Source organism: Halomonas shengliensis (assembly GCF_900104135.1).
Lineage (GTDB): Bacteria > Pseudomonadota > Gammaproteobacteria > Pseudomonadales > Halomonadaceae > Halomonas > Halomonas shengliensis.
Map to the genome: position 1 here is coordinate 521,918 of NZ_FNIV01000001.1, position 20,646 is coordinate 542,563.

The following is a 20,646-nucleotide window of genomic DNA, read 5'->3' on the forward strand; positions in this document are numbered from 1 at the left end:
GACCACCCTCACGGAGCCTTCCCATGAGCCAGAGCATCTTCGAGCAGGGCCTGCCCAGGACCGCCGCCAACTTCGTGGCGCTCTCGCCGCTGACCTTCATCGAGCGTACCGCCTCGGTCTACCCGGACTACCCGGCGGTGATCCACGGCGCCACCCGCCGCGACTGGGGCACCACCTGGGAGCGCTGCCGGCGGCTCGCCTCGGCGCTGGCGCGGCGCGGCGTTAAGCCCGGCGAGACGGTGGCGGCCATGCTGCCCAACGTGCCGGCGATGTTCGAGGCCCACTTCGGCGTGCCGCTGGCGGGCTGCGTGCTCAACACCCTGAACATCCGTCTGGATGCCGAGGCGATCGCCTACATGCTCGAGCACGGCGAGGCGAAGGCGATCCTGGTCGATCCCGAGTTCGCCGATGTCATCGAGGCGGCGGTGGCGAAACTCGAGCAGAAGCCGCTGATCATCGACGTAGCCGATCCCGAGTTCGTGCCCGAGGGGCGCGCCATCGGCGAGGTGGAGTACGAGGCGCTGCTCGCCGAGGGCGACCCTGCCCATCCCTACCGGCTGCCCGAGGACGAGTGGCAGGCGATCTCGCTCAACTACACCTCCGGCACCACCGGCAAGCCCAAGGGGGTGGTCTACCACCACCGCGGCGCCTACCTGAACGCCACCAGCAACATCCTGGTGTGGGCGATGCCGCACCACCCGGTCTACCTCTGGACCCTGCCGATGTTCCACTGCAACGGCTGGTGCTTCCCCTGGACCATCGCCGCTGCCGCCGGCACCAACGTCTGCCTGCGCAAGGTGGAGCCGAAGCGGGTGATGGACCTGATCGCCGACGAGGGGGTGACCCACTTCAGCGGCGCGCCCATCGTGCTCAACGGCCTGGTCAACCTGCCGGACGCCGACAAGCGCGACTTCGACCACCCGGTGAAGGTCACCACCGCCGGCGCGGCGCCGCCCGCCTCGGTCATCGCCGGCGTCGAGCGCCTCGGCATCGACGTCACCCACGTCTACGGCCTCACCGAGGTCTACGGCCCGGTGACCTCCTGCGCCTGGCGCGAGGCGTGGGACGAGCTGCCCATGGAGGAGCGGGCGAAGCTGAAGTCCCGCCAGGGGGTGCGCTATCACATGCTCGAGGCGCTCTGCGTGGCCGACCCCAACACCCTGGAGCCGGTACCCAAGGACGGCGAAACCATCGGCGAGATCCTGATGCGCGGCAACAACGTGATGAAGGGCTACCTCAAGAATGAGGCGGCCACCGAGCAGGCGCTTGAGGGGGGCTGGTACCATACCGGCGACCTCGCCGTGTGGCATGCCGACGGCTACATCGAGATCAAGGACCGCTCCAAGGACATCATCATCTCCGGCGGCGAGAACATCTCCACCATCGAGGTGGAGGACTGCATCTACTCGCACCCGGCGGTGGAGGAGGCCGCGGTGGTCGCCAAGCCCGACGAGAAGTGGGGCGAGACACCGTGCGCCTTCGTCAAGCTCAAGGTGGGCTACGGCGAGGTCACCGAGCAGGAGATCATCGACCACTGCCGGGCGCATCTGGCGCACTTCAAGGCGCCGAAGACGGTGGTCTTCACCGAGCTGCCCAAGACCTCCACCGGCAAGATCCAGAAGTTCGTGCTGCGCGACGAAGCGCGCAAGCAGTAAGTCTTTCGATATCGAGGAGAGTGCAATGAGTGAGCAAGCGATCGGCGTGGTGGGCGCCGGCACCATGGGGCAGGGCATCGCCCAGGTGCTCGTCCAGAGCGGCTTCGCCGTCAAGCTCTACGACGTCGCCGACGAGCAGCTGAAGCGGGCCAGTGGCGCCATCGACAAGGGACTGGGCAAGCTGGTGGCCAAGGAGAAGCTTTCCGCCGATGACCAGCAGGCGGCCATGGCGCGGCTGGACACCACCTCCGACCTCGATGCCCTGCGCGACTGCGAGGTGATCATCGAGGCCGCCCCGGAGCAGCCGGCGCTCAAGGAGAAGCTGTTCCGCGACCTCAGCCGCCTGACCCATGAGGCGATACTGGCCTCCAACACCTCCTCGCTGTCGCTGACCCGGCTCGCCGCCGTGTGCGAGCGCCCCGAGCGGGTGGTGGGCATGCACTTCTTCAACCCGGTGCCGGTGCTGAAGCTGGTCGAGGTGATCCGCGCCGAGCAGACCAGTGACGCCACCGTGGCGCGCATCGAGGCGCTCACCGAGGCGCTGGGCAAGACCGCCGTGGCCATCGGCGACTCTCCGGGGTTCGCGGTCAACCGCCTGCTGGTGCCGATGATCAACGAGGCGGCCTTCCTGCTCCAGGAGGGCGTGGCCAGCGCCGAGGACATCGATGCCGCCATGAAGCTCGGCGCCGCCCATCCGCTGGGCCCGCTGGCCCTCGCCGACCTGATCGGCCTGGACGTCTGCCTCTCCATCATGGAGGTGCTGCAGGAGGGCTTCGGCGATCCCAAGTACCGCCCCTGCCCGCTGCTCAAGCGCATGGTCGACGCCGGCTACCTGGGGCGGAAGAGTGGCCGCGGCTTCCACGTCTACTAGGAAGCGACGATTCACTACTGCGCTCGATATCCTGGCCGCCGGCGGTCCTCGCTCTCCTCATGTAGCAGGCTACACTCCGGGAGCTGCGGTCCGGCGGCGACCAGCCTATCTTCGCTCGTGACGTGAATCGAACGCTCCCTTATTGCTGATACTCCCAAGAGGGGATTGCCGCCCAACCAAGCGTTCGCTAGGGTTGGGTCTTAACGTCTCAACACCGTGTCCACAATGTCTCAAGAACAACCGAGGAGTGCCCCATGAGCGAGTCCCTGATCGAGGTGGTCGACAACGCCGGCATCGTGCGCCTGACCATCAACCGGCCCAAGGCCCTTAACGCCCTGAACAGCGCCGTGCTGGCGGAGCTGGAGCGCGTGCTGGCCGGGCTCGAGGGTCGCGCCGACCTGCGCGCGGTGGTGATCACCGGCGCCGGCGAGAAGTCCTTCGTGGCCGGCGCCGACATCGCCGAGATGCGCGAGAAGACCCCCGAGCAGGCCCGCGACTTCGCCCGCCAAGCGCTCGACACCTTCAAGCGCCTGGAGACTCTGCCGGTGCCCACCGTGGCGCTGGTCAACGGCTTCTGCCTGGGCGGCGGCTGCGAGCTGGCGCTGGCCTGCGACTGGGCGGTGGCCAGCGACAACGCCCTCTTCGGCCAGCCCGAGGTGCTGCTCGGCGTGATCCCCGGCTTCGGTGGCACCCAGCGGCTGCCGCGCCGCGTGGGGCCGGCCATGGCCCTGGACCTGTGCACCACCGGACGCAAGATCGACGCCGCCGAGGCGCTGCGCATCGGCCTGGTCAACCGGGTGATGCCCCAGGCCGAGCTCGAAGGTTATGTGGAGGAGCTCACCAAGCAGCTGGGCGGCAACGGCCCACAGTCGGTGCGCGCCGCCAAGCAGGCGATCCACGACGGCATGGACCAGGACCTCGACAGCGCCCTGGCGCTGGAGAACGCCCTGTTCGCCTTCTGCTTCGCCGGCGACGAGCAGACCGAGGGCATGAGCGCCTTCGTCGAGAAGCGCAAGCCGAACTTCTGAGCCCTCCTCACGAGCCCCCGCGGCCGGTTATGGCCGCGGGGGTCCGCTGTCGCGACGTCTGTCCCGACCCAGCCCCCGCCTCTTCAGGCGCTCCACCAGTGCCTCCATCCGCGAGACATGGCTGCCGTGCCAGAACAGCTGGCCGCACGCCTCGCACTCGAGGAACGCCTCCACGTAGCGCCGTGTGAGCGGCTCCAGCCGGTGTTCCACCGCCGCCTTCTCGACCCTGGCCAACCGGCCGTTGCAGCGCGAGCAGCGGGTGAAGGGCGCCAGCACGGGGTAAAGGTCGAACTCGTCGCAGACCTCCTTCACCTGCCGCCAGGGGTCCACCTCTCGCACATAGTGGGCGAGCCGGATGCGCTTGCGCCTGAGCAGGGCGCGGTCACGGGTCAGCACCACCCGTGACTCCTGTTCGGCGAGGGCGGCCACCTCGGCGTCGTCGATGTCGTTGCGGTAGCGGCAGTCGAAGCCGAGCAGGCGCAGGTAGCGGGCCAGGCGGCCGAGGTGGGCATCCAGCACGAAGCGCGGGCGTGTCGGGGGAGTCGGGCGCAGGTGCCTGGCCGCCGGCGGGGCGGTGGGCCAGGGGTAGACGTCGACCCGCTCGCCGCCGGCGAGGATATGCGAGAAACCTACCGCGTCGCCGTCCACCAGGATGACGTCGACCTCGGTATGCGGCACCTCCAGCGACTCGATCACGTCCTTGATCGCGGCGCGTCGCGACACCTCGAGGGTGATGGCCTGGCCGCGCCGTCGCGGCGGGAGAAGGTCGTTCAAGCGGTCATGGAGATGGATGTCGGCGACGGCCATGGTGTTTCCTGTTGCTTGGGGGCTGCCCGGTCGGGGGCGGAGGCCGCCTCTGCGGTGTTCAGGGCGCCGGGTGCTGCGTAGTATGGCGCTTCATCGGTCGGTTCATCGCCGCCACCCGGCGCGATGAGCCTTCGCTCTCTCCCTGTGAACGGTGTAACACGTGATCGACTTCCTGGTGCAACTGGATCCCGTCCTGCAGGCGCTACTCGCCACCCTGTTCACCTGGGGCGTCACGGCGGCCGGTGCGGCCCTGGTGTTCTTCACCAGCGCGGTCAATCGCCGGTTCATGGACGCCATGCTCGGTTTTGCCGCCGGCGTCATGATCGCCGCGAGCTTCTGGTCGCTGCTGGCCCCGGGAATCGAGATGGCCGACCAGCTGGGGCACATCGCCTGGCTCACCGCCGTGATCGGCTTCATGGGTGGGGGTATCTTCATGCGGCTGGCCGACCGGCTGTTGCCCCACCTGCATCCCGACCTCGGCCTGGACAAGAGCGAAGGCATCAAGACCACCTGGCAGCGCAGCACGCTCCTGGTGCTGGCGATCACCCTGCACAACATCCCCGAGGGGCTCGCCGTGGGGGTGGCCTTCGGCGCGGTGGCCGCCGACCTGCCGTCGGCCACCCTGGGCGGCGCCCTGGCGCTGGCGATCGGCATCGGTATCCAGAACTTCCCTGAGGGCACGGCCGTCGCCATGCCCCTCAGGCGCGAGGGCATGAGCCGGCGCAGGAGCTTCCTGATGGGGCAGGCGTCAGGCGCCGTCGAACCGCTGGCCGCCGTCATCGGTGCCCTGTTCGTGATGAGGATGCAGGGCGTCCTGCCCTACGCCCTCTGCTTCGCCGCCGGTGCCATGATCTTCGTGGTGGTGGAGGAGCTGATTCCCGAATCCCAGCGCAAGAACGAGAACATCGACCTGGTGACCATGGCCACGATGAGCGGCTTCACGATCATGATGATGCTGGACGTCTCGCTGGGCTGATCGGCCATTCCCTCCCGAAGGGAGAGGGGCGTCGTCATCGAGAATCCTAAGCCCAATGCCCAAAAACGACGCGGCCGTGGCAGGAATGCCACGGCCGCGTTGGGTCCTATGCAGAGTAGTCGGCGATCAGGCCGCGTCGCCCCGCTTCAGCGACTGCATGTCGATGACGAAGCGGTAGCGGACGTCACCCTTCTGCATGCGCGTAAAGGCGGTGTTGATCTCGTCGATGTTGATCATCTCCACGTCGCAGGTGATGCCCTGCTCGGCGCACAGGTCGAGCAGCTCCTGGGTCTCGGGGATGCCGCCGATCAGCGAACCGGCCAGCACGCGACGCTTGAAGATCAGGTTGAAGCCCGCCACCGGCGGCTCGATGGGGTCCATCAGGCCCACCAGGATATGGGTGCCGTCGTAACGCAGCGTGGCCAGGTAGGGATTGAGGTCATGCTGCACCGGCACGGTGTCGAGCATGAAGTCGAAGGTCTCGGCCACGGCCGCCATCTGCGCCTCGTCGCTGGAGACGACCACATGGTCGGCGCCATGGCGCTTGGCCTCTTCCACCTTGGCCTCGGAGCGGGTGAACACCGTCACCTCGGCCCCCAGCGCCTTGGCCAGCTTGACCCCCATGTGACCGAGGCCGCCCATGCCGATCACCCCGACCTTGTGGCCGGCCTTCACGCCGTAGTGCTTGAGCGGCGAGTAGGTGGTGATGCCGGCGCACAGGATGGGAGCGGCGGAGGGGAGATCGATGCCCTCCGGCATGCGCAGCACGAAGTGCTCGCTGACCACGATGCGGTCGGAGTAGCCGCCCTGGGTGAGGCTGCCGTCCTGGCGGTCATCGCTGCCGTAGGTCATGGTGAAGCCGTTCTCGCAGTACTGCTCGACGCCTTCGCGGCAGGGCTGACAGTCGCGGCAGGAGTCGACCATGCAGCCGACCCCTACCAAGTCGCCCTCCTTGAAGTGGCTCACCGCGTCGCCCACGGCGGTGACGCGACCGACGATCTCGTGGCCGGGCACGATGGGGTAGCGGGTCATGCCCCAGTCGTTGTAGGCGAAGTGCAGGTCGCTGTGGCAGACGCCGCAGTAGAGGATCTCGATGGATACATCATCCGGGCGCGGCTGGCGGCGCTCGAAGGAGAAGGGTGCCAGGGGCTTGTCTTCGGCGAAGGCCGCATAGGCGCGGGTCTGGCTCATGTCAGGGATTCTCCTCGGGTCGTCGGATTGGTGAGGCGTGGCGGGTCGCCCGCCTCACTTGGCGAACAGCTGGCCCATGTCCTTGAACGCCTTGAACTCCAGGGCGTTGCCGCAGGGGTCGAGCAGGAACATGGTGGCCTGCTCGCCTACCTGACCCTGGAAGCGCACATAGGGTTCAATCACGAACTCGGTGCCGCGCTCGCGCAGCCGCTTGGCCAGCGCCTCCCAGTCGTCCCAGCCGAGCACCACACCGAAGTGGGGCACCGGCACGTCGTGGCCGTCCACCGCGTTGGTGTGGGCGTTGTCCTGGTAGGGCATCTTCGGGTGCTCGTGGATCACCAGCTGGTGGCCGAAGAAGTCGAAGTCCACCCAGTGGTCGCTGGAGCGACCCTCCTCGAGGCCGAACACCTCGCCGTAGAAGGCGCGTGCCGCGGGCAGATCATGGACGGGAATCGCCAGGTGGAAGGGGGCAAGGCTCATGGCAGTCTCCTCTTGCGTGGATAAGGGCGAGGGCAGGGCAGGCCGGTCCTACAGGTGGGCCAGCAGGGTCTCGGCGCTGCTCTGGTCGACTCCCTTCTCGTCGATGCCCAGGTATGTCACCACGCCGTCGTCGATGAGCATGGCGAAGCGCTGGCAGCGGGTGCCCATGCCGGCGGCGCTGGCGTCCTTCTCGAGCCCCAGGGCGCGGGTCAGCTCGGCGTTGCCGTCGGCCAGCATGGTGATGGCCTCGGCGTTCTGGTCGCGCTGCCAGGCGCCCATCACGAAGGCGTCGTTGACCGACAGGCAGGCGATGGCATCGACCCCCTTGGCCAGTATCTTGTCGGCGTTGACCACGAAGCCCGGCATATGGGTGTTGGAGCAGCCCGGGGTGAAGGCGCCGGGCACCGCGAACAGCGCCACCTTCCTGCCGGCGAGGAACTCGCCGGTGCTGAGATCCTGGGGACCCTCGGGGCCGTTGGTCTTGAGGGTGACGTCGGGGAACCGGTCGCCGGTGGCAATCGTCATGGGGCACTTCCTTCTTCTGATGAAAGGGTGGGATACCGCGACCCGCCAGTCTGCCTCGACCAGGCGGAGAACACCAAACACCGCCTTTCACGCTTGGCCGGCCACTCCTTGATGCCTGTCATGGTGGTATCGCGTTTACCTGCTATAGCTGTAGGGGGTCACCCTTCCTCGCCATCCAGGAGTCCGCCATGCCCGCCATGATGAAAGCCGCCGTCTTCGTCGAGCCCGGCCGCATCGAGATCGACGACCGCCCGATCCCCGACATCGGCCCCAACGACGCCCTGATCCGGGTCACCACCACCACCATCTGTGGCACCGACGTGCATATCCTCAAGGGGGAGTACCCGGTGGAGAAGGGGCTGATCGTGGGCCATGAGCCGGTGGGGGTGATCGAGAAGCTCGGCGCCAACGTCCAGGGCTACCGGGAGGGCCAGCGGGTAATTGCCGGCGCCATCTGCCCGAGCTTCACCTCCTACGCCTGCCAGGACGGCTGCAGCGCCCAGGACGGCGGCCACCACGCCCACGGCTACAAGCCCATGGGCGGCTGGCGCTTCGGCAACACCATCGACGGCGCCCAGGCCGAGTACCTGCGGGTGCCGGATGCCCAGGCCAACCTCTCGCCGGTGCCCGACGGCCTCACTGACGACCAGGTGCTGATGTGCCCGGACATCATGTCCACCGGCTTTGCCGGGGCCGAGTCCGCCAACATCAGGATCGGCGACAGCGTGGCGGTGTTCGCCCAGGGCCCCATCGGCCTGTGCGCCACCGCCGGCGCCAGGCTGCGCGGCGCGGGGCTGATCATCGCCGTGGATGGGGTCGACGAGCGCCTCGAGATGGCCAGGAAGATGGGCGCCGACGTCACCCTCAACTTCCGCCAGGTGGACGTGGTGGACGAGATCCGCAAGCTCACCGGCGGGCGCGGCGTGGAGGCCTCCATCGAGGCGCTGGGGCTGCAGCAGACCTTCGAGCAGGCGCTGCGAGTCATCAAGCCCGGCGGCACCCTGTCGAGCCTCGGGGTCTACTCCGAGAACCTGAGTATCCCGCTGGATGCCTTCTGCGCCGGCCTGGGTGACCATCGCATCGTCACCTCGCTGTGCCCCGGCGGCAAGGAGCGCATGCGCCGGCTGATGCAGATCATCGACAGCGGCCGCCTGGACCTAGGCCCCATGGTCACCCACCGCTACCCGCTGGAGAAGATCGTCGACGCCTACGACCTCTTCTCCCACCAGCGCGACGGCGTGCTCAAGATCGCCCTGGAAGTCTCCTGAGTCCTTGCGATGGCGGGAGTTCTGGTACACTCCCGCCATCCATGAGGTAGACGGAGACACGATGGAAACGGAACTCAGCGAGTTCGAGCGGCAGATGCGCCGCGAGATCAACTCATTCATGCACAACGAACAGCAGACCCGGCGCAAGGCGGCCACCCAGCCCCCCGAATGGCCCGCCGACGACGCCACCCCCGCCAAGCCCCAGCGCAGCAAGCCCGCCGGCGCGCCGAAGACCGGCCACCGAGTGAAGCTGGCAGTACGCACCAAGCAGCTCGAGATGGACACGGTGTTCGAGCACGTCTCCTCCAGCATCTCGAAGATCGAGGCCCAGCTGGAAGCCGAGAAGGCCGCCCGCAAGGCCGGCTACCCCATCATCGGCTACGTGATCGAGACCACCCGGCTGTAATCCTCCCGCGGCTGGGATAGGCTCTGGGCATTGCCCTGCCAGGAGCCCGCCGTGAAGATCACCCAGCTCAACATCTACCCGGTCAAGTCGCTGGGCGGCATCGCCCTGGATACGGCCGAGCTGACCGCCGAAGGCCTCGCCTGGGATCGCCGCTGGATGGTGGTGGACGACGTGGGGCGCTTCGTGACCCAGCGTCAGCTGCCGGCCATGGCGAGCATCCGCGTGCGCCTCGAGGACGATGCCCTGGTGCTCGAACACCCCGCGGCGGCGCCGCTGCGTGTGCCGCTGGTGGCGGAGTCGCTTCCCCGCCTGCCGGTGTACGTGTGGGAGGACTGCTGCGAGGCCCTGGACGAGGGCGCCGAGGCGCGCGACTGGCTGGGTGCGGTGCTGGGCGACTGGCGCGGCAGCGGTCTGCGCCTGGTGCGCTTCGCCCCCGAGCATCGCCGTGCCGTCGAGCCCCATTACCTGGCGCCAGGCGAGCGCGCCCATACCGGCTTCGCCGACGGCTATCCGCTGCTGGTGGTGAGCGAGGGCTCGCTTGCCGAGGTGAACCGGCGGCTGGCCGCCAAGGGGCTCGACCCGGTGTCCATGAGCCGCTTCCGGCCGAGCCTGGTGGTCGATGACGCCGCCCCCTTCGCCGAGGATGGCTGGGACACCCTGGCCGCGGCCGACGGCGCCTGGCGCCTGGGGCTGCGCAAGCCGTGTCAGCGCTGCAAGATCACCACCGTGGACCAGCACAGTGGCGAGATCACCGTGCCCGGCGAGCCGCTGCGCACCCTGGTGGAGATGAACACACGGCTGGCGCCCGGCGGCTACTTCGGCCAGAACGCCATCGTCCTCGAGGGTGAGGGGGCGAGGTTGGCGGTGGGCGATGACGTCACCGCGAGGGCACGCCCATGACCATCGGCGCCATCCCTGTCGACCAGCGCGTGATCGGCATCGACTCGCGCCGCTTCGCCTCCATCGAGAAGGCCCTGGTGGAGCTGATCACCAACAGCGACGACAGCTACGGGCGCCTCGAGCGTGCCGGCGAGGGGGTGAGGGAAGAGGGCGCGAGCGGCGAGATCCGCATCGAGTACGAGCGCCATCAGAACGGCGCCCTGCTCAAGGTCACCGACCAGGCCGAGGGCATGTCGTTTGCGCGCGCCGCCAGCATCCTCACCTATGGCGGTGCCCACAGCCCGCTCTCCCGGGGCGAGGGGGAGGGGCGCGGCTTCTTCGGCCGCGGCCTCAAGCAGGCGATCTACGGCCTCGGTCATGGCTGGCTGGAGACTCTCCACGCGGGCCGCCACACCCGCATCGAGCTGTTCCGCGACGCAAACGGCGGCTACCTCTTCGATGACGGCGAGGGCGACCGCGAGTCCAGCGACGGCGACCATCGTCGGCTCGGCATCGTCGCCAACGGCACCCGGGTGACCATGGTGGTGGAGAACCCCCTGGTGCCCATCAGCCACTTCCATACCCTGGTGCAGGCCCTGGCCGACAACGTCTACCTGCGCGATATCCTCGAGCGGCGCACGGTGAGCCTGGCGCACCTGAGGCGCGGCCGGGTGGTGGAGGAGAGCGGCCGGATCCGCTTCCAGGAGCCGCCGGCGCTGACGCTGGTCGGCCCGGAGCGGCCGGCAAGCTTTGTCTTCCAGCAGCGGGAGGTCCCCTTCACCCTGACCCTCAAGCGCTCACGGGGGACGGAGCTGACCCTGCACGGCGACGACCGCACCAACGGCCTGGTGGTGCTCTCCGGGATGGCGGCCTTGGACTGCCAGCTGTTCGAGTTCGAGAACCAGGTGGGCACCGAGTACCTGTTCGGCAGCGTGCGCTGCCCGGCGCTGCTCGAGAGGCTCGCCGAGGGTGAGGCGATCATCAGCGACGAGCGCGAGGGGCTCAACCCCCGCAACGCCTTCGTCCAGGCCTTCTCCCGGGCCGTCTCGCGCCTGATCGCGCCCCATGTGCTGGCCGAGCAGGAGAAGCTCAGGCACCTGGCGCGGGCGACCACCTCGCGGCGCACCGACCACATGATCGAGCACCTGCTGCAGCGCATGAGCCGCGCGGCGGTGCAGGACCTGGGGCTCACGCCGCCGCCGGCGGGCGAGCCCCGCGAGGCGCCGCTGCTCGATACCGCCCTGCGCTTCACGACCCCCTTCTACTATCGCCGGCCGGGCCACCCCTTCCAAGTCACGCTGCTGGTGGACCGCGCGCAGCTGCCCGAGGGGGCGGTGCTTGCCATCGACTATGCGCTGCCCGACTCGTTCGCCATCGATGCCGCCCCGGCGCAGGTGAGCGTGGAGGAGCTCGGCGAGGAGGGGCGCCTCACCTGGATCCTGAGCGGCGAGGAAGAGGGTGCCCGGGGCGAGATCAACGTGCGCGCCGGCGCCTACTGGGCCTGGTGCGAGATCGTGCTGGCCCGTCACGCCTCCCACCACAGCCACGGCGGCGTACCCCATGCGCCGCGCCGCGGCCCGGCGCGGGACCACGGCGAGGCGATGTTCCTCGGCTACGAGTTCCGCAACCTCGAGGCGACCCTGGACCGCGCCGTCTACAGCCCCGAGGAGCGCAAGATCCTGATCAACACCGGGGCGCCGACGGTGCAGCTCTACGTGGATGGCCGCGGCCACTTCCGTGACTCCGCGCGGCTGCTGCTGGCCGAGCTGTTCCTGGAGGTGATCGCCGAGGAGCTGGCCACGCGCAAGCTTGCGAAGGAGGGGCGCCAGGCGAGCGTCGCCGACTTCCACGCCACCAAGCGGGCGATCGTGCGGCGCTACGGCAGCGAGATCCATCGCTCCTTCCTGAGCGTTTGACGGGGCGACGGGGATTTATTGGAATACTTTTCCAAAAACTCCTCGTCGCGCTATCATGGGGCCTCACGCCCCGACACCCAGGAGTCCCCCATGAGCTTTCACGTCTACCTTTCCGGCGAGATCCACACCGACTGGCGCGACGAGATCCGCCGTGGCGCCGAGGCCGCCGGCCTCGATGTGGTGTTCACCGCCCCGGTGACCGACCACGACGCCAGCGACGCCGCCGGAGACCACCTCGGCGAGACCCAAAGCCAGTTCTGGCGCGACCACCAGTCCTCCAAGGTCAACGCCATCCGCACCCGCACCCTGATCGAGCAGAGCGACATGGTGGTGGTGCGCTTCGGCGACAAGTACAAGCAGTGGAACGCCGCCTTCGATGCCGGCTACTGCGCCGCCCTCGGTAAACCCTACGTCACCCTGCACAGCGAGGAGATCGTCCACCCCCTCAAGGAGGTCGACGCCGAGGCCCAGGCCTGGTGCACCACCACCGACCAGGTGGTCGAGATCCTGCGCTACGTGCTCAAGGCCTGAGGCCAGTCGGCTACACTGGGGGCGTCACCCACCACAGGAGGACGCCCATGAGCCTGGCCCTCAAGCGCGCCTTTGCGGCGCCTGCGCCCGAGGATGGCCACCGTGTGCTGGTCGACCGGCTGTGGCCGCGAGGCGTGGCCAAGGCCGACGCCCGCATCGATGACTGGCCCAAGGAGGTCGCCCCCGGCGATGCCCTGCGCAAGGCCTTCCACGCCGGCGAGCTTGGCTGGGGCGAGTTCCGGCGCCGCTACCTGGCCGAGCTCAAGGCGCATCGCGAGACCCTGCGCCCGCTGGCCGAGCGCGCCGCCCGGGAGCGCGTGACCCTGGTGTTCGCCGCCAAGGACGAGCAGCACAACAACGCCGTGGTGCTTGCCCAGTACCTGGCCATGCTCGAGCCGCGGCTGCGCGCCGAGTCGCCGTGAGCGGTGCAGGGCGGTCATTTCCGCAGCAGCTGCTAACTTCAAGGGTGAGGCGGCGTCCCGGCCGCCGCTGCGCGAGGTGGCCGCCATGCTGTTCATCACCAACCGTTTCCCTACCCAGAGCATCCGCACCCGGGTCAATCGCAACTTCACCTTCGACCTCAACAACAACGCCGCCGGCAACTCGGTCTACTACTGCGAGCGCCAGGGCCTGGACGACTACCTCGAGATCGGCAGCACCGCCTTCCTGCAGCGGCTGAAGGAGGCCGACGTGCGCCAGGTGCTGATCTACCTGCACGGCTTCTCCAACCTGCCCGAGGATGTCTTCGCCGCGGTGGCGGAGTTCCAGGGGCTGTGCGACGCCGCCCGGCCCGGCGAGGTGCTGGCGGTGCCGCTGGTGTGGCCGTGCGACAACGACCTGGGCGTGGTCAAGGACTACTGGGACGACCAGGAGTCCGCCGACATGAGCGCCTTCTCCTTCGCCCGGGTGTTGCAGCGCTTCCTCGACTGGCGCGAGGGCGAGCAGTTCGAGCAGGATCCCACCCCCTGCCTCAAGCGCATCAACGTGCTGGCCCACTCCATGGGTAATCGCGTGCTGCGCGAGACCCTGCGCGTGTGGCGCAAGTACTCGCTGCCCGGCGGGGTGCCGCTGCTGTTCCGCAACACCTTCCTGGTCGCCGCGGATATCGTCAACGAGTCGCTGGAGGAGGGGCACAGCGGTGAGCTGATCACCCACGCCTCGCGCAACGTCACCGTCTACTTCGCCTCCGACGACCTGGCGCTGCGGGCCAGCAAGGCCTCCAACCTGAAGAACCGCATTGCCTCCCGGCGCCTGGGCCACTCCGGCCCAGAGGACATGAGCCGGGTGGGGCGCAACGTCTTCGCGGTGGACTGCGACGACGTCAACACCCGCTACGACTTCCCCAAGGGGCACTCCTACTTCCGCTCCGGTACCACCTTCGGCGAGCCCGGCGTGGTGTTCCGCCACCTCTTCACCGCCCTGGAGAGCGGCCGCGTCTTCCCCGAGGACGAGACCCGGCGCATGACCATCCTCAGGGAGTAATGCCTTTCACGAAGAACGCCGCCCCGGGCGAGGGCCCGGGACGGCGTTCCTTTCGGGGGCACCCTGTACCGGGTGCCGCGACTCACAGCGTCATGAAGGGCGCGGCCTCGCCGTCGCGGAACTGGTAGACGTTCCAGGCCTCCTGCTTGGGCCCCGGCATGCCGGGGGTGCCGATGGGCATGCCGGCCAGGCCGATGCCGTCGGTGTCGGGACGCTCCTCGAAGAGCTTCTCCAGCGCCGCGAAGGGGACATGCCCCTCGATGACATACTCGCCCATCTCGATGGTGTGGCAGGCCCCCAGCCCGTAGGGCAGGCCAGCGTCCTGCTTGACCTGGCCGACCGGCACGTCGTCGACGACGGTCACCTCGACGCCCCACTCCTCGAGGTGACGGGCGTACTCGTCGCAGCAGCCACACTGGGGATTCTTGTAGAGGGTCGCCTCGTCGGGCAGGGCAGCGTGGGCGGTGCCGGCGCCGAGCAGCAGCGCGGCAGAGGTGAGCAGGGTGGGGGCGAGGCGGTTCATGGCATGGCTCCTGGTGGGGCGAAAGGTTGACGTGTTGTACCGACCTGAGGCTCTCGGCGTCATCGATGGTTAATTCTGCCCCGGACCCGTCGCGGTCCGACATGATCCAGGGCAAGTGACGCGGGCGCCGGGATGGCGCCCGCCCGCTTCACTGCGCGTCGTCTGCGCTGCCGGCCCCCCAGCGCAGCCGCTCGCGCTGCTCATCGGTGAGCAGGTCGAGCATGTTGCCGCGCATGCGCACCATCTCGGCCATCATCTCGCCCTGCAACTCGCCCATCCGGGCCTGCAAGGACTGGACCTCCTCGGGGTCGGGCGACTCGGCGTGCAGGGCCGTCATCAGCTCCTGGCGCAGCTCCATCATCTCGCCCATCCGCGCGAACTGGGCTGGACGGTGCTGCTCCATCAGCTCCCACATCTGGTTACGTTGCTCGGGATCGAGCTGCTGCAGCATGCCGGGTCCCATGCCGCCCGGACCATAGCCCATCATGCCGGGCCCCATGCCGTGATGGCCGTAGCCCATCATGCCGGGTCCCATGCCGTGATGACCGTAGCCCATCATGCCGGGCCCCATGCCCTGATGGCCGTAGCCCATCATGCCGGGTCCCATCCCGCCCGGGCCGTAGCCCATCATGCCCGGGCCCATGCCGCCCTGGCCGTAGCCCATCATGCCGGGCCCCATGCCGCCCGGGCCGTAGCCCATCATGCCCGGGCCCATGCCGCCCTGGCCGTAGCCCATCGTGCCGGGGCCCATGCCACCCTGCGCCGAGGCCGCGCCGCTGGCGGCGAGGCCCAGGCCGGCGGCCAGTGCGATGGCGAGAGTCCGCTTGTGCTTGCCCATGGTCGTTACCCTCATGTTGCCGTCGAGAGAGCGTCTGCCTTCCCGGGAGAGGAAGGCGAGGCTGGTGTCCATCATGAGCTTACAACCTGTGGGTTACCCCATGGTCAAGCGGTGGTCCGCTCCCCCGCCTTGACCATGGGGTAACACAAGGGTTCTAGGCTCAAGGGCAACAGCAAGATCCTCCGCTCGCCCCGCTGCGGGGCCTTCCCGCCCCGCCTCCCGCGGCTTGAGCGGCGACCACCAGAAGGAGGATATCCATGAGCAGCATCGCCAAGTCATCCGCCGCCGCGCATGAGGTGGCCCGTGTCTATCGCATGAAGACGAGCGATCACCTCTGCCCGTTCGGCCTCAAGACCCTGGACCTGCTGAGGCGCAAGGGGTATTCGGTGGAGGACCATCCCCTGACCTCCCGGGACGCGATCGAGTCGTTCAAGGAGGAGGCCGGGGTGGAGACCACGCCTCAGGTCTATCTCGGCGATGAGCGGGTGGGGGGCTACGAGGAGGTCCGCGCCCACCTGGGCCTGAGCGTGCCCGGCGAGCAGGAGACCTCCTACCGGCCGGTCATCGCCATCTTCGCGACCGCGCTGCTGATCGGCCTGGCGGTCAGCTGGGCGGCCAGCGGCAGCGTGCTCACGGCGCGCATGCCGGAGTATGCGATCGCCTCCGCCATGGTGCTGCTCGGCCTGCAGAAACTGCAGGACGTCGAGAGCTTCAGCACTATGTTCCTGAACTATGACCTGCTCGCCCAGCGCCACGTGCCCTACGGCTACCTCTACCCCTTCGCCGAGACCCTGGCCGGCGTGCTGATGCTGGCGGGTGCCCTGACCTGGCTCGCCGCCCCCCTGGCCCTGTTCATCGGCACGGTGGGTGCGGTCTCGGTCTTCAAGGCCGTCTATGTCGACAAGCGCGAGCTGAAGTGCGCCTGCGTCGGCGGCAACAGCAATGTCCCCCTGGGGTTCGTGTCGCTGACCGAGAACCTGGTGATGGTCGGCATGGGCCTGTGGATGCCGCTGAAGGCGCTGGTGGCCTGAGGGCGTGGGCTTGCTGTCGGCCAGGCCGCCGTGGCCGGCTGGCCGGGGTGCGTTTCAGTCGTCCGCGCTGGGGGAGGCGGGCAGCGCCTCCACCAGCCCCAGGGCCACGCAGAGCCGCACCAGCTCGGCCAGGTTGGCGGCGCCCAGCGCCTTCATGGCGCGCAGCCGGTAGACCTCCACCGTCTTGGGGCTGATGCCGAGGCGCTCGGCGACCTCGCGGCTGGTCAGCCCGCCGGCGACGTGTACCAGGATCTCCCGCTCCTTGGGGCGCAGCGCGGCGTAGCGCTTGCGCAGGCTGGAAAGCCGCTCCGCTTCCTGCCGGGCCCGCTGGTGGGCCAGCAGCGCCTGCTGCACGGTGTCGATCAGCTGCTGGTGGTTGAAGGGCTTCTCGATGAAGTCGCGGGCGCCCGCCTTGAGGGCGGCGACGGCCATGGGCACATCGCCATGGCCGGTCATGAAGATCACTGGCGGGGCCTGCTCGCGCTCGGCCAGGCGCTGCTGCACCTGCAGCCCCGAGAGGCCCGGCATGCGCACGTCCAGCAGCACCGTGTCGAAGCCCTGCGGGTCGGCGGCGAGGAAGGCCTCGCCGTCGGCGAAGGCGCGGCTCGCGATGCCCACCGACTCCAGCAGCCAGGCGAGCGACTCGCGCAGGGCGTCGTCGTCGTCGACGATGGCGATACAGGGCGTGGGCGTCTCGGTCATCGGCGCGTGGCGGGCTCGGTGGGGGAGGATTCGGCCAGCAGTGTAGCGGCAAAGGTGGCGCCCCCGGAACCGTCCGTGGGGAGCAGGCGCAGCGAACCGCCCATCGCCTCCATCAGCGACTGGCTGATGGCGAGCCCCATGCCGAGCCCCTCGGGGCGGCTCGAATGGAAGGGAGCGAAGATCCGCGCGGCCTGTGCGGACGGCACCCCGGGGCCCTGGTCGCTCACCGTCAGCGTCACTTCGCGGCGGCCGGTGCGCCTGGCCGCCAGGGTGACCCGCTCGGCGCCGGGGCGCTCGCGGCTCGCCTCCAGCGCGTTGAGCAGCAGGTTGACCAGCACCTGCTCCAGCGCCACCGGGTCGGCGATCACCCGCGGCAGCGTTGCCGGCAGGGCCAGCTCGACCTCGACCCGGGCCTGCTGGAACTGCCACTCGCAGAGCCGGCAGGCGGCGTCGGCCACCTCGTCGAGGGCCAGCGGGCGCGTTCGCACCTGCCCCTTGCGCACGAAGGTACGGATATGGCGCAGCCGCTCGGCGAGGCGCGCCACCTGCTCGCGGATGCGCTCGAGCGGCAGGCGCAGCGCCTCGGCGGGCGGCGCCGGGTCGGCGTCGAGCTTGAGCAGGGCGCCGCTGGCGTAGTTGGCGATGGCGCCCAGCGGCTGGTTGAGCTCGTGGGCGATGTTGGAGGCGAGCTCGCCGGTGGTGGCCAGGCGATTGGCGTGGGCGATCTGGTCCTGGTGGCGGCGCGCCTGGGCCTCGGCCGCCTTGCGCAGGCGGATGTCGCGGTTGAGCAGCGACACATGGCCGGGCTCGGCGCCGGGCCCGGAGTGCGCCATCACCACGCTGAGCACCGGGACCGGCCCGTCGGGGCCGCGCATCTCCAGCTCGCCGCTCCAGGAGCCGTAGCGGGCCACCGCCGGCAGCACGATGTCGCGCAGGTCGGCGAGCGAGGCCGCGGTGTAGGCGTCGGCCAGCCGCCGCGTGGCGCCCTCGCGCGGGGCGTGCAGCAGGCGCCGGGCGGCCTCGTTGACGTAGAAGAGGCGCTCCTCGGCGTCCATGAACAGCACCGGGTCGGTGGTGGATTCCACCACCCGCGCCAGGCGCTCGCGGTTGGCCTCGGCATGGATGCGGCGGCCCACGTCCCGGGAGACGCAGAGGATATCGAGCAGCTCGCCGCTCTGCGGGTCACGCCGGGTGCGGCTGGTGGTCTCGAACCAGACGTAGTGGCCGTCCCGGGCGCGGAAGCGGTAGGTCTGCTGGTAGAAGCCATCGTGGTAGTAGACCCGCGGCGACTTGTTGAGCAGGTCGGCCAGGTCGGCGGGGTGGAAGAGGTCGTAGGCGGAGACCCCGATCAGTTCCTCCGGCTCATAGCCGAGCAGGTCGCGGGCGGCACGGGAGGCGTACAGGAAGGTGCCATCCCGGGCATGGCGCGAGATCAGGTCGGTGCTGCTCTCGGCCAGCCACTGGTAGTGGTCGCGCTGCGCCGCGAGGGCGCGGTTGTGCTCCTCCAGCTCGGCACAACGCGCCTCGAGGTCGGCCAGGCGGGTGGTGCTGTCGCCTTGCCTGGTCATCAGCGCGCCGGGTCGACCAGGCCGCCCAGCGAGGCATTGCGCCGGAACCAGCCGGCGATGCTGGCGCGGGGCAGGCGGGTGGGGAGCACCTCATGGGGTACCGTCTCGGAGAGGAAGCAGGCGAAGTTGCCGGCCGCCGGCCGGACTCGAGCCACCTCGCGCTCGGGGTCGTCGGGGGCGAAGATCAGCATCTCGCCGCCGCCATCCTCGGGCCAGTCGGGGTTGAGGTAGCCCACCGTGGAGATCACCCGGTTGGCGCGGCCACGGAAGCTGTCGAGATGCTTGCGATAGAAGGCCCCGGGCGGATAGTGGGCGAAGTGCGCCTCGTACTCGAAGAGCCCCAGGAACAGTGCCTGGTTGAGCGCATGCTGCAGCTCGCCCATGGCGGCCAGGTAGCGCCGCTGGGCCTGACTCTCGCGGTCGAGCCAGTGGATGGCGTCACCGCGGATGTCGCGGCGCAGGGCGTGCTCGTTGCCGCGGCCGATGCCGGCCGCGGCCAGGGCATCGCGCTCGGCGCGGTCGCAGAGCTCGGCATGCAGGGCGGCGCAGACTCCGGCATCGAGTACCCCTTCGCCCAGGTACCAGCCCTGTTCCACCAGGGCGTCGATCAGGTGGGGCAGGGTCGCGGGGGACAGCACGGGAGGGGCATTCGGCGTGGCAATCTGCATTCGGCGTCGGATCCGCGGCTCAGGTGGTGGCGTGCTGCTGGATGCGCAGCAGGCGATCGGGAAAATAGCACAGCGGCCCCGGAGGTTCGCGATGCAGGTCGATCGGCTGGCCGAAGCCCTCGGCCAGCAGTTCCACCAGCATCATCGCCGAGAGCCCCCAGATCACCTGGCCGTCGACGTGGTAGTTGGGCACATACCAGGGGCGGCCGTCCACCGGGATGACGTCGGTATGGTGGCGGCGATCCTCCAGGAACAGCGCCAGCGGCACCTCGAAGATGATGTCCAGCTCGGTGGGGTCGGCGACCAGTGGCAGGTCGGGCGGAATAAGCCCCACGAAGGGAGTGACTCTCAGGCCATGCAGCGAGACCACCTCCGATAACCGGCCGAGCAGCTCCACGCGCTGGGGGGGCAGGGCGATCTCCTCCTCGGATTCGCGCAGGGCGGTGCTCAGCAGGTCGGGATCGTGGGCTTCGCGCTTGCCACCGGGAAAGGCCACCTGGCCGCTGTGGGTATTGAGGTGGGCGGCGCGGCGGGTGAACAGCAGGGTCGGCTCGGGGCGGTCGACGATGGGCATCAGCACCGCCGCCTCGGCCAGACGCAGTGTCAGGCGGCTCGGGCGGTGCGCTTGCAGGCGTTCACGAAGTTTCTCTAACATGGAGTTTCCGTCGGGTTTGCTATCTTCTACCCGGCCGCCTTCCGCGGCGTCAAGCCCGCCCGCCTGCCTGGGAGCCCCATGAACTTCTGCAGCCACTGTGGCCATACCGTGCGTTTCGCGATCCCCCGAGGGGATGATCGCCCCCGCTACCTGTGCGACGAGTGCGGCACTATCCACTACCAGAACCCGCGGATCGTCGCCGGCACGCTGCCGGTGAGTGGCAGCCGGGTGCTGCTGTGTCGCCGGGCCATCGCCCCACGCAAGGGCTACTGGACCCTGCCGGCAGGCTACATGGAGAATGCCGAGACCACGGTCGAGGCGGCCGCCCGGGAGACCCTCGAGGAGGCCTGCGCCGAGGTGACCGTGCATGGCCTCTACACCCTGATCAACCTGCCGCATATCAACCAGGTCTACATGATGTTCCGGGCCGACCTGGTCGGCGGCTTCGACGCCGGGCCAGAGAGCCTCGAGGTGGCGCTCTTCGAGGAGCATGAGATTCCCTGGGACGAACTCGCCTTCCCGACCATCGAGCGTACCCTGCGGCACTTCTATCGCGACCGTGTCGAGGGTGACTATCCGCTGCATATCAGCGACATCACCGCCGAGGATCGCGAGCGCTACTTTGGTTCCGCCTGACCCGCTCATG

General features: G+C 69.1%; 23 protein-coding genes. 13 read left to right on the forward strand and 10 right to left on the reverse strand.

Going from position 1 to position 20,646, the window contains the following annotated elements:
- Window positions 1-23: 23 nt before the first annotated feature.
- The 3 genes from BLP95_RS02380 (at window position 24) to BLP95_RS02390 (ending at window position 3,554) form a co-directional block, all read left to right on the forward strand.
- Window positions 24-1,655: an acyl-CoA synthetase gene (locus tag BLP95_RS02380; RefSeq protein WP_089676755.1), complete on the forward strand. Its 1,632-nt coding sequence runs from the start codon at window positions 24-26 to the stop codon at window positions 1,653-1,655.
- Window positions 1,656-1,680: 25 nt separating this feature from the next.
- Window positions 1,681-2,526, forward strand: coding sequence for a 3-hydroxybutyryl-CoA dehydrogenase (locus BLP95_RS02385; protein ID WP_089676757.1), 846 nt, complete (start codon window positions 1,681-1,683; stop codon window positions 2,524-2,526).
- Between the two features lie 254 nt (window positions 2,527-2,780).
- Window positions 2,781-3,554, forward strand: coding sequence for an enoyl-CoA hydratase-related protein (locus BLP95_RS02390; protein WP_089676759.1), 774 nt, complete (start codon window positions 2,781-2,783; stop codon window positions 3,552-3,554).
- A 27-nt stretch (window positions 3,555-3,581) separates the two neighbouring features.
- Here BLP95_RS02390 and BLP95_RS02395 read toward each other — a convergent pair whose 3' ends face one another.
- Window positions 3,582-4,361, reverse strand: a complete 780-nt coding sequence (locus BLP95_RS02395) for a Mut7-C RNAse domain-containing protein (RefSeq protein WP_089676760.1) — start codon at window positions 4,359-4,361, stop codon at window positions 3,582-3,584.
- Window positions 4,362-4,521: 160 nt separating this feature from the next.
- On the opposite strand from BLP95_RS02395, the gene BLP95_RS02400 reads away from it, so the two are divergent.
- Complete coding sequence (locus tag BLP95_RS02400) at window positions 4,522-5,337, forward strand: ZIP family metal transporter (RefSeq protein WP_089676762.1); 816 nt, start codon at window positions 4,522-4,524, stop codon at window positions 5,335-5,337.
- Window positions 5,338-5,463: 126 nt separating this feature from the next.
- On the opposite strand, the gene BLP95_RS02405 is transcribed toward BLP95_RS02400, so the two are convergent.
- Genes BLP95_RS02405 through BLP95_RS02415 form a run of 3 tightly spaced genes read right to left on the reverse strand, consistent with a single transcriptional unit; the run spans window position 5,464 to window position 7,533 of the window.
- Window positions 5,464-6,528, reverse strand: a complete 1,065-nt coding sequence (locus BLP95_RS02405; RefSeq protein WP_089676764.1) for an NAD(P)-dependent alcohol dehydrogenase — start codon at window positions 6,526-6,528, stop codon at window positions 5,464-5,466.
- A gap of 54 nt (window positions 6,529-6,582) precedes the next feature.
- Complete coding sequence (locus tag BLP95_RS02410) at window positions 6,583-7,008, reverse strand: VOC family protein (RefSeq protein ID WP_089676766.1); 426 nt, start codon at window positions 7,006-7,008, stop codon at window positions 6,583-6,585.
- Window positions 7,009-7,056: 48 nt separating this feature from the next.
- Window positions 7,057-7,533 carry a peroxiredoxin gene (locus BLP95_RS02415; RefSeq protein WP_089676768.1) on the reverse strand — a complete coding sequence of 159 codons (477 nt, stop codon included), beginning with the start codon at window positions 7,531-7,533 and terminating at the stop codon, window positions 7,057-7,059.
- Window positions 7,534-7,721: 188 nt separating this feature from the next.
- Here BLP95_RS02415 and BLP95_RS02420 point away from each other — a divergent pair, with 188 nt between their 5' ends.
- From BLP95_RS02420 to BLP95_RS02450, 7 genes are all read left to right on the forward strand, one after another.
- Window positions 7,722-8,801 (forward strand): NAD(P)-dependent alcohol dehydrogenase, encoded by a 1,080-nt coding sequence (locus BLP95_RS02420; RefSeq protein WP_089676770.1) that lies wholly within the window; start codon window positions 7,722-7,724, stop codon window positions 8,799-8,801.
- 61 nt (window positions 8,802-8,862) lie between these two features.
- Window positions 8,863-9,207 (forward strand): hypothetical protein, encoded by a 345-nt coding sequence (locus BLP95_RS02425; protein WP_089676772.1) that lies wholly within the window; start codon window positions 8,863-8,865, stop codon window positions 9,205-9,207.
- A gap of 51 nt (window positions 9,208-9,258) precedes the next feature.
- On the forward strand, window positions 9,259-10,107 hold the full coding sequence (locus BLP95_RS02430; RefSeq protein WP_089676774.1) for an MOSC domain-containing protein: 849 nt from the start codon (window positions 9,259-9,261) through the stop codon (window positions 10,105-10,107).
- Window positions 10,104-12,002, forward strand: a complete 1,899-nt coding sequence (locus tag BLP95_RS02435; RefSeq protein ID WP_089676776.1) for an ATP-binding protein — start codon at window positions 10,104-10,106, stop codon at window positions 12,000-12,002. Before BLP95_RS02430 ends, BLP95_RS02435 begins: the two co-directional genes overlap by 4 nt.
- Before the next feature lie 90 nt (window positions 12,003-12,092).
- Window positions 12,093-12,533: a YtoQ family protein gene (locus tag BLP95_RS02440; RefSeq protein ID WP_089676778.1), complete on the forward strand. Its 441-nt coding sequence runs from the start codon at window positions 12,093-12,095 to the stop codon at window positions 12,531-12,533.
- A 47-nt stretch (window positions 12,534-12,580) separates the two neighbouring features.
- Window positions 12,581-12,955 carry a DUF488 domain-containing protein gene (locus BLP95_RS02445; RefSeq protein ID WP_089676780.1) on the forward strand — a complete coding sequence of 125 codons (375 nt, stop codon included), beginning with the start codon at window positions 12,581-12,583 and terminating at the stop codon, window positions 12,953-12,955.
- Between the two features lie 85 nt (window positions 12,956-13,040).
- Window positions 13,041-14,015 (forward strand): alpha/beta hydrolase, encoded by a 975-nt coding sequence (locus BLP95_RS02450; protein WP_089676782.1) that lies wholly within the window; start codon window positions 13,041-13,043, stop codon window positions 14,013-14,015.
- Window positions 14,016-14,097: 82 nt separating this feature from the next.
- On the opposite strand, the gene BLP95_RS02455 is transcribed toward BLP95_RS02450, so the two are convergent.
- Both BLP95_RS02455 and BLP95_RS02460 read right to left on the reverse strand, forming a co-directional pair.
- Window positions 14,098-14,538, reverse strand: a complete 441-nt coding sequence (locus tag BLP95_RS02455; RefSeq protein WP_089676784.1) for a DUF411 domain-containing protein — start codon at window positions 14,536-14,538, stop codon at window positions 14,098-14,100.
- 148 nt (window positions 14,539-14,686) lie between these two features.
- The gene (locus BLP95_RS02460; protein ID WP_245678659.1) at window positions 14,687-15,451 is read right to left on the reverse strand and encodes a Spy/CpxP family protein refolding chaperone; all 765 of its coding nucleotides are present in this window, start codon (window positions 15,449-15,451) and stop codon (window positions 14,687-14,689) included.
- Between the two features lie 182 nt (window positions 15,452-15,633).
- Between BLP95_RS02460 and BLP95_RS02465 the strand changes: the two genes are divergently transcribed.
- The gene (locus BLP95_RS02465) at window positions 15,634-16,407 is read left to right on the forward strand and encodes a MauE/DoxX family redox-associated membrane protein (protein WP_089676786.1); all 774 of its coding nucleotides are present in this window, start codon (window positions 15,634-15,636) and stop codon (window positions 16,405-16,407) included.
- A gap of 54 nt (window positions 16,408-16,461) precedes the next feature.
- Here BLP95_RS02465 and BLP95_RS02470 read toward each other — a convergent pair whose 3' ends face one another.
- The 4 genes from BLP95_RS02470 to BLP95_RS02485 are packed head-to-tail and all read right to left on the reverse strand — an operon-like array spanning window position 16,462 to window position 20,000.
- On the reverse strand, window positions 16,462-17,109 hold the full coding sequence (locus BLP95_RS02470) for a response regulator transcription factor (protein ID WP_089676788.1): 648 nt from the start codon (window positions 17,107-17,109) through the stop codon (window positions 16,462-16,464).
- Window positions 17,106-18,677 (reverse strand): PAS domain-containing sensor histidine kinase, encoded by a 1,572-nt coding sequence (locus tag BLP95_RS02475; protein ID WP_089676790.1) that lies wholly within the window; start codon window positions 18,675-18,677, stop codon window positions 17,106-17,108. The genes BLP95_RS02470 and BLP95_RS02475 overlap by 4 nt, the downstream gene beginning before the upstream one ends.
- Window positions 18,677-19,345: a 2OG-Fe(II) oxygenase gene (locus BLP95_RS02480; RefSeq protein WP_089676792.1), complete on the reverse strand. Its 669-nt coding sequence runs from the start codon at window positions 19,343-19,345 to the stop codon at window positions 18,677-18,679. The genes BLP95_RS02475 and BLP95_RS02480 overlap by 1 nt, the downstream gene beginning before the upstream one ends.
- A 19-nt stretch (window positions 19,346-19,364) precedes the next feature.
- Window positions 19,365-20,000: a CoA pyrophosphatase gene (locus BLP95_RS02485; RefSeq protein ID WP_089676794.1), complete on the reverse strand. Its 636-nt coding sequence runs from the start codon at window positions 19,998-20,000 to the stop codon at window positions 19,365-19,367.
- Between the two features lie 78 nt (window positions 20,001-20,078).
- On the opposite strand from BLP95_RS02485, the gene BLP95_RS02490 reads away from it, so the two are divergent.
- Complete coding sequence (locus BLP95_RS02490) at window positions 20,079-20,636, forward strand: NUDIX hydrolase (RefSeq protein WP_089676796.1); 558 nt, start codon at window positions 20,079-20,081, stop codon at window positions 20,634-20,636.
- The last annotated feature ends 10 nt before the right edge of the window (window positions 20,637-20,646 follow it).

Bases quoted from the DNA above. Each gene is read 5' to 3' on its own strand.
- BLP95_RS02415 (WP_089676768.1), bottom strand. From the start codon at position 7,533: ATGACGATTGCCACCGGCGACCGGTTCCCCGACGTCACCCTCAAGACC.
- BLP95_RS02490 (WP_089676796.1), top strand. From the start codon at position 20,079: ATGAACTTCTGCAGCCACTGTGGCCATACCGTGCGTTTCGCGATCCCC.
- BLP95_RS02440 (WP_089676778.1), top strand. From the start codon at position 12,093: ATGAGCTTTCACGTCTACCTTTCCGGCGAGATCCACACCGACTGGCGC.
- BLP95_RS02445 (WP_089676780.1), top strand. From the start codon at position 12,581: ATGAGCCTGGCCCTCAAGCGCGCCTTTGCGGCGCCTGCGCCCGAGGAT.
- BLP95_RS02475 (WP_089676790.1), bottom strand. From the start codon at position 18,677: ATGACCAGGCAAGGCGACAGCACCACCCGCCTGGCCGACCTCGAGGCG.
- BLP95_RS02395 (WP_089676760.1), bottom strand. From the start codon at position 4,361: ATGGCCGTCGCCGACATCCATCTCCATGACCGCTTGAACGACCTTCTC.
- BLP95_RS02470 (WP_089676788.1), bottom strand. From the start codon at position 17,109: ATGACCGAGACGCCCACGCCCTGTATCGCCATCGTCGACGACGACGAC.
- BLP95_RS02385 (WP_089676757.1), top strand. From the start codon at position 1,681: ATGAGTGAGCAAGCGATCGGCGTGGTGGGCGCCGGCACCATGGGGCAG.
- BLP95_RS02460 (WP_245678659.1), bottom strand. From the start codon at position 15,451: ATGATGGACACCAGCCTCGCCTTCCTCTCCCGGGAAGGCAGACGCTCT.
- BLP95_RS02410 (WP_089676766.1), bottom strand. From the start codon at position 7,008: ATGAGCCTTGCCCCCTTCCACCTGGCGATTCCCGTCCATGATCTGCCC.
- BLP95_RS02425 (WP_089676772.1), top strand. From the start codon at position 8,863: ATGGAAACGGAACTCAGCGAGTTCGAGCGGCAGATGCGCCGCGAGATC.
- BLP95_RS02435 (WP_089676776.1), top strand. From the start codon at position 10,104: ATGACCATCGGCGCCATCCCTGTCGACCAGCGCGTGATCGGCATCGAC.
- BLP95_RS02450 (WP_089676782.1), top strand. From the start codon at position 13,041: ATGCTGTTCATCACCAACCGTTTCCCTACCCAGAGCATCCGCACCCGG.
- BLP95_RS02480 (WP_089676792.1), bottom strand. From the start codon at position 19,345: ATGCAGATTGCCACGCCGAATGCCCCTCCCGTGCTGTCCCCCGCGACC.
- BLP95_RS02485 (WP_089676794.1), bottom strand. From the start codon at position 20,000: ATGTTAGAGAAACTTCGTGAACGCCTGCAAGCGCACCGCCCGAGCCGC.
- BLP95_RS02380 (WP_089676755.1), top strand. From the start codon at position 24: ATGAGCCAGAGCATCTTCGAGCAGGGCCTGCCCAGGACCGCCGCCAAC.
- BLP95_RS02405 (WP_089676764.1), bottom strand. From the start codon at position 6,528: ATGAGCCAGACCCGCGCCTATGCGGCCTTCGCCGAAGACAAGCCCCTG.
- BLP95_RS02390 (WP_089676759.1), top strand. From the start codon at position 2,781: ATGAGCGAGTCCCTGATCGAGGTGGTCGACAACGCCGGCATCGTGCGC.
- BLP95_RS02420 (WP_089676770.1), top strand. From the start codon at position 7,722: ATGCCCGCCATGATGAAAGCCGCCGTCTTCGTCGAGCCCGGCCGCATC.
- BLP95_RS02465 (WP_089676786.1), top strand. From the start codon at position 15,634: ATGAGCAGCATCGCCAAGTCATCCGCCGCCGCGCATGAGGTGGCCCGT.
- BLP95_RS02455 (WP_089676784.1), bottom strand. From the start codon at position 14,538: ATGAACCGCCTCGCCCCCACCCTGCTCACCTCTGCCGCGCTGCTGCTC.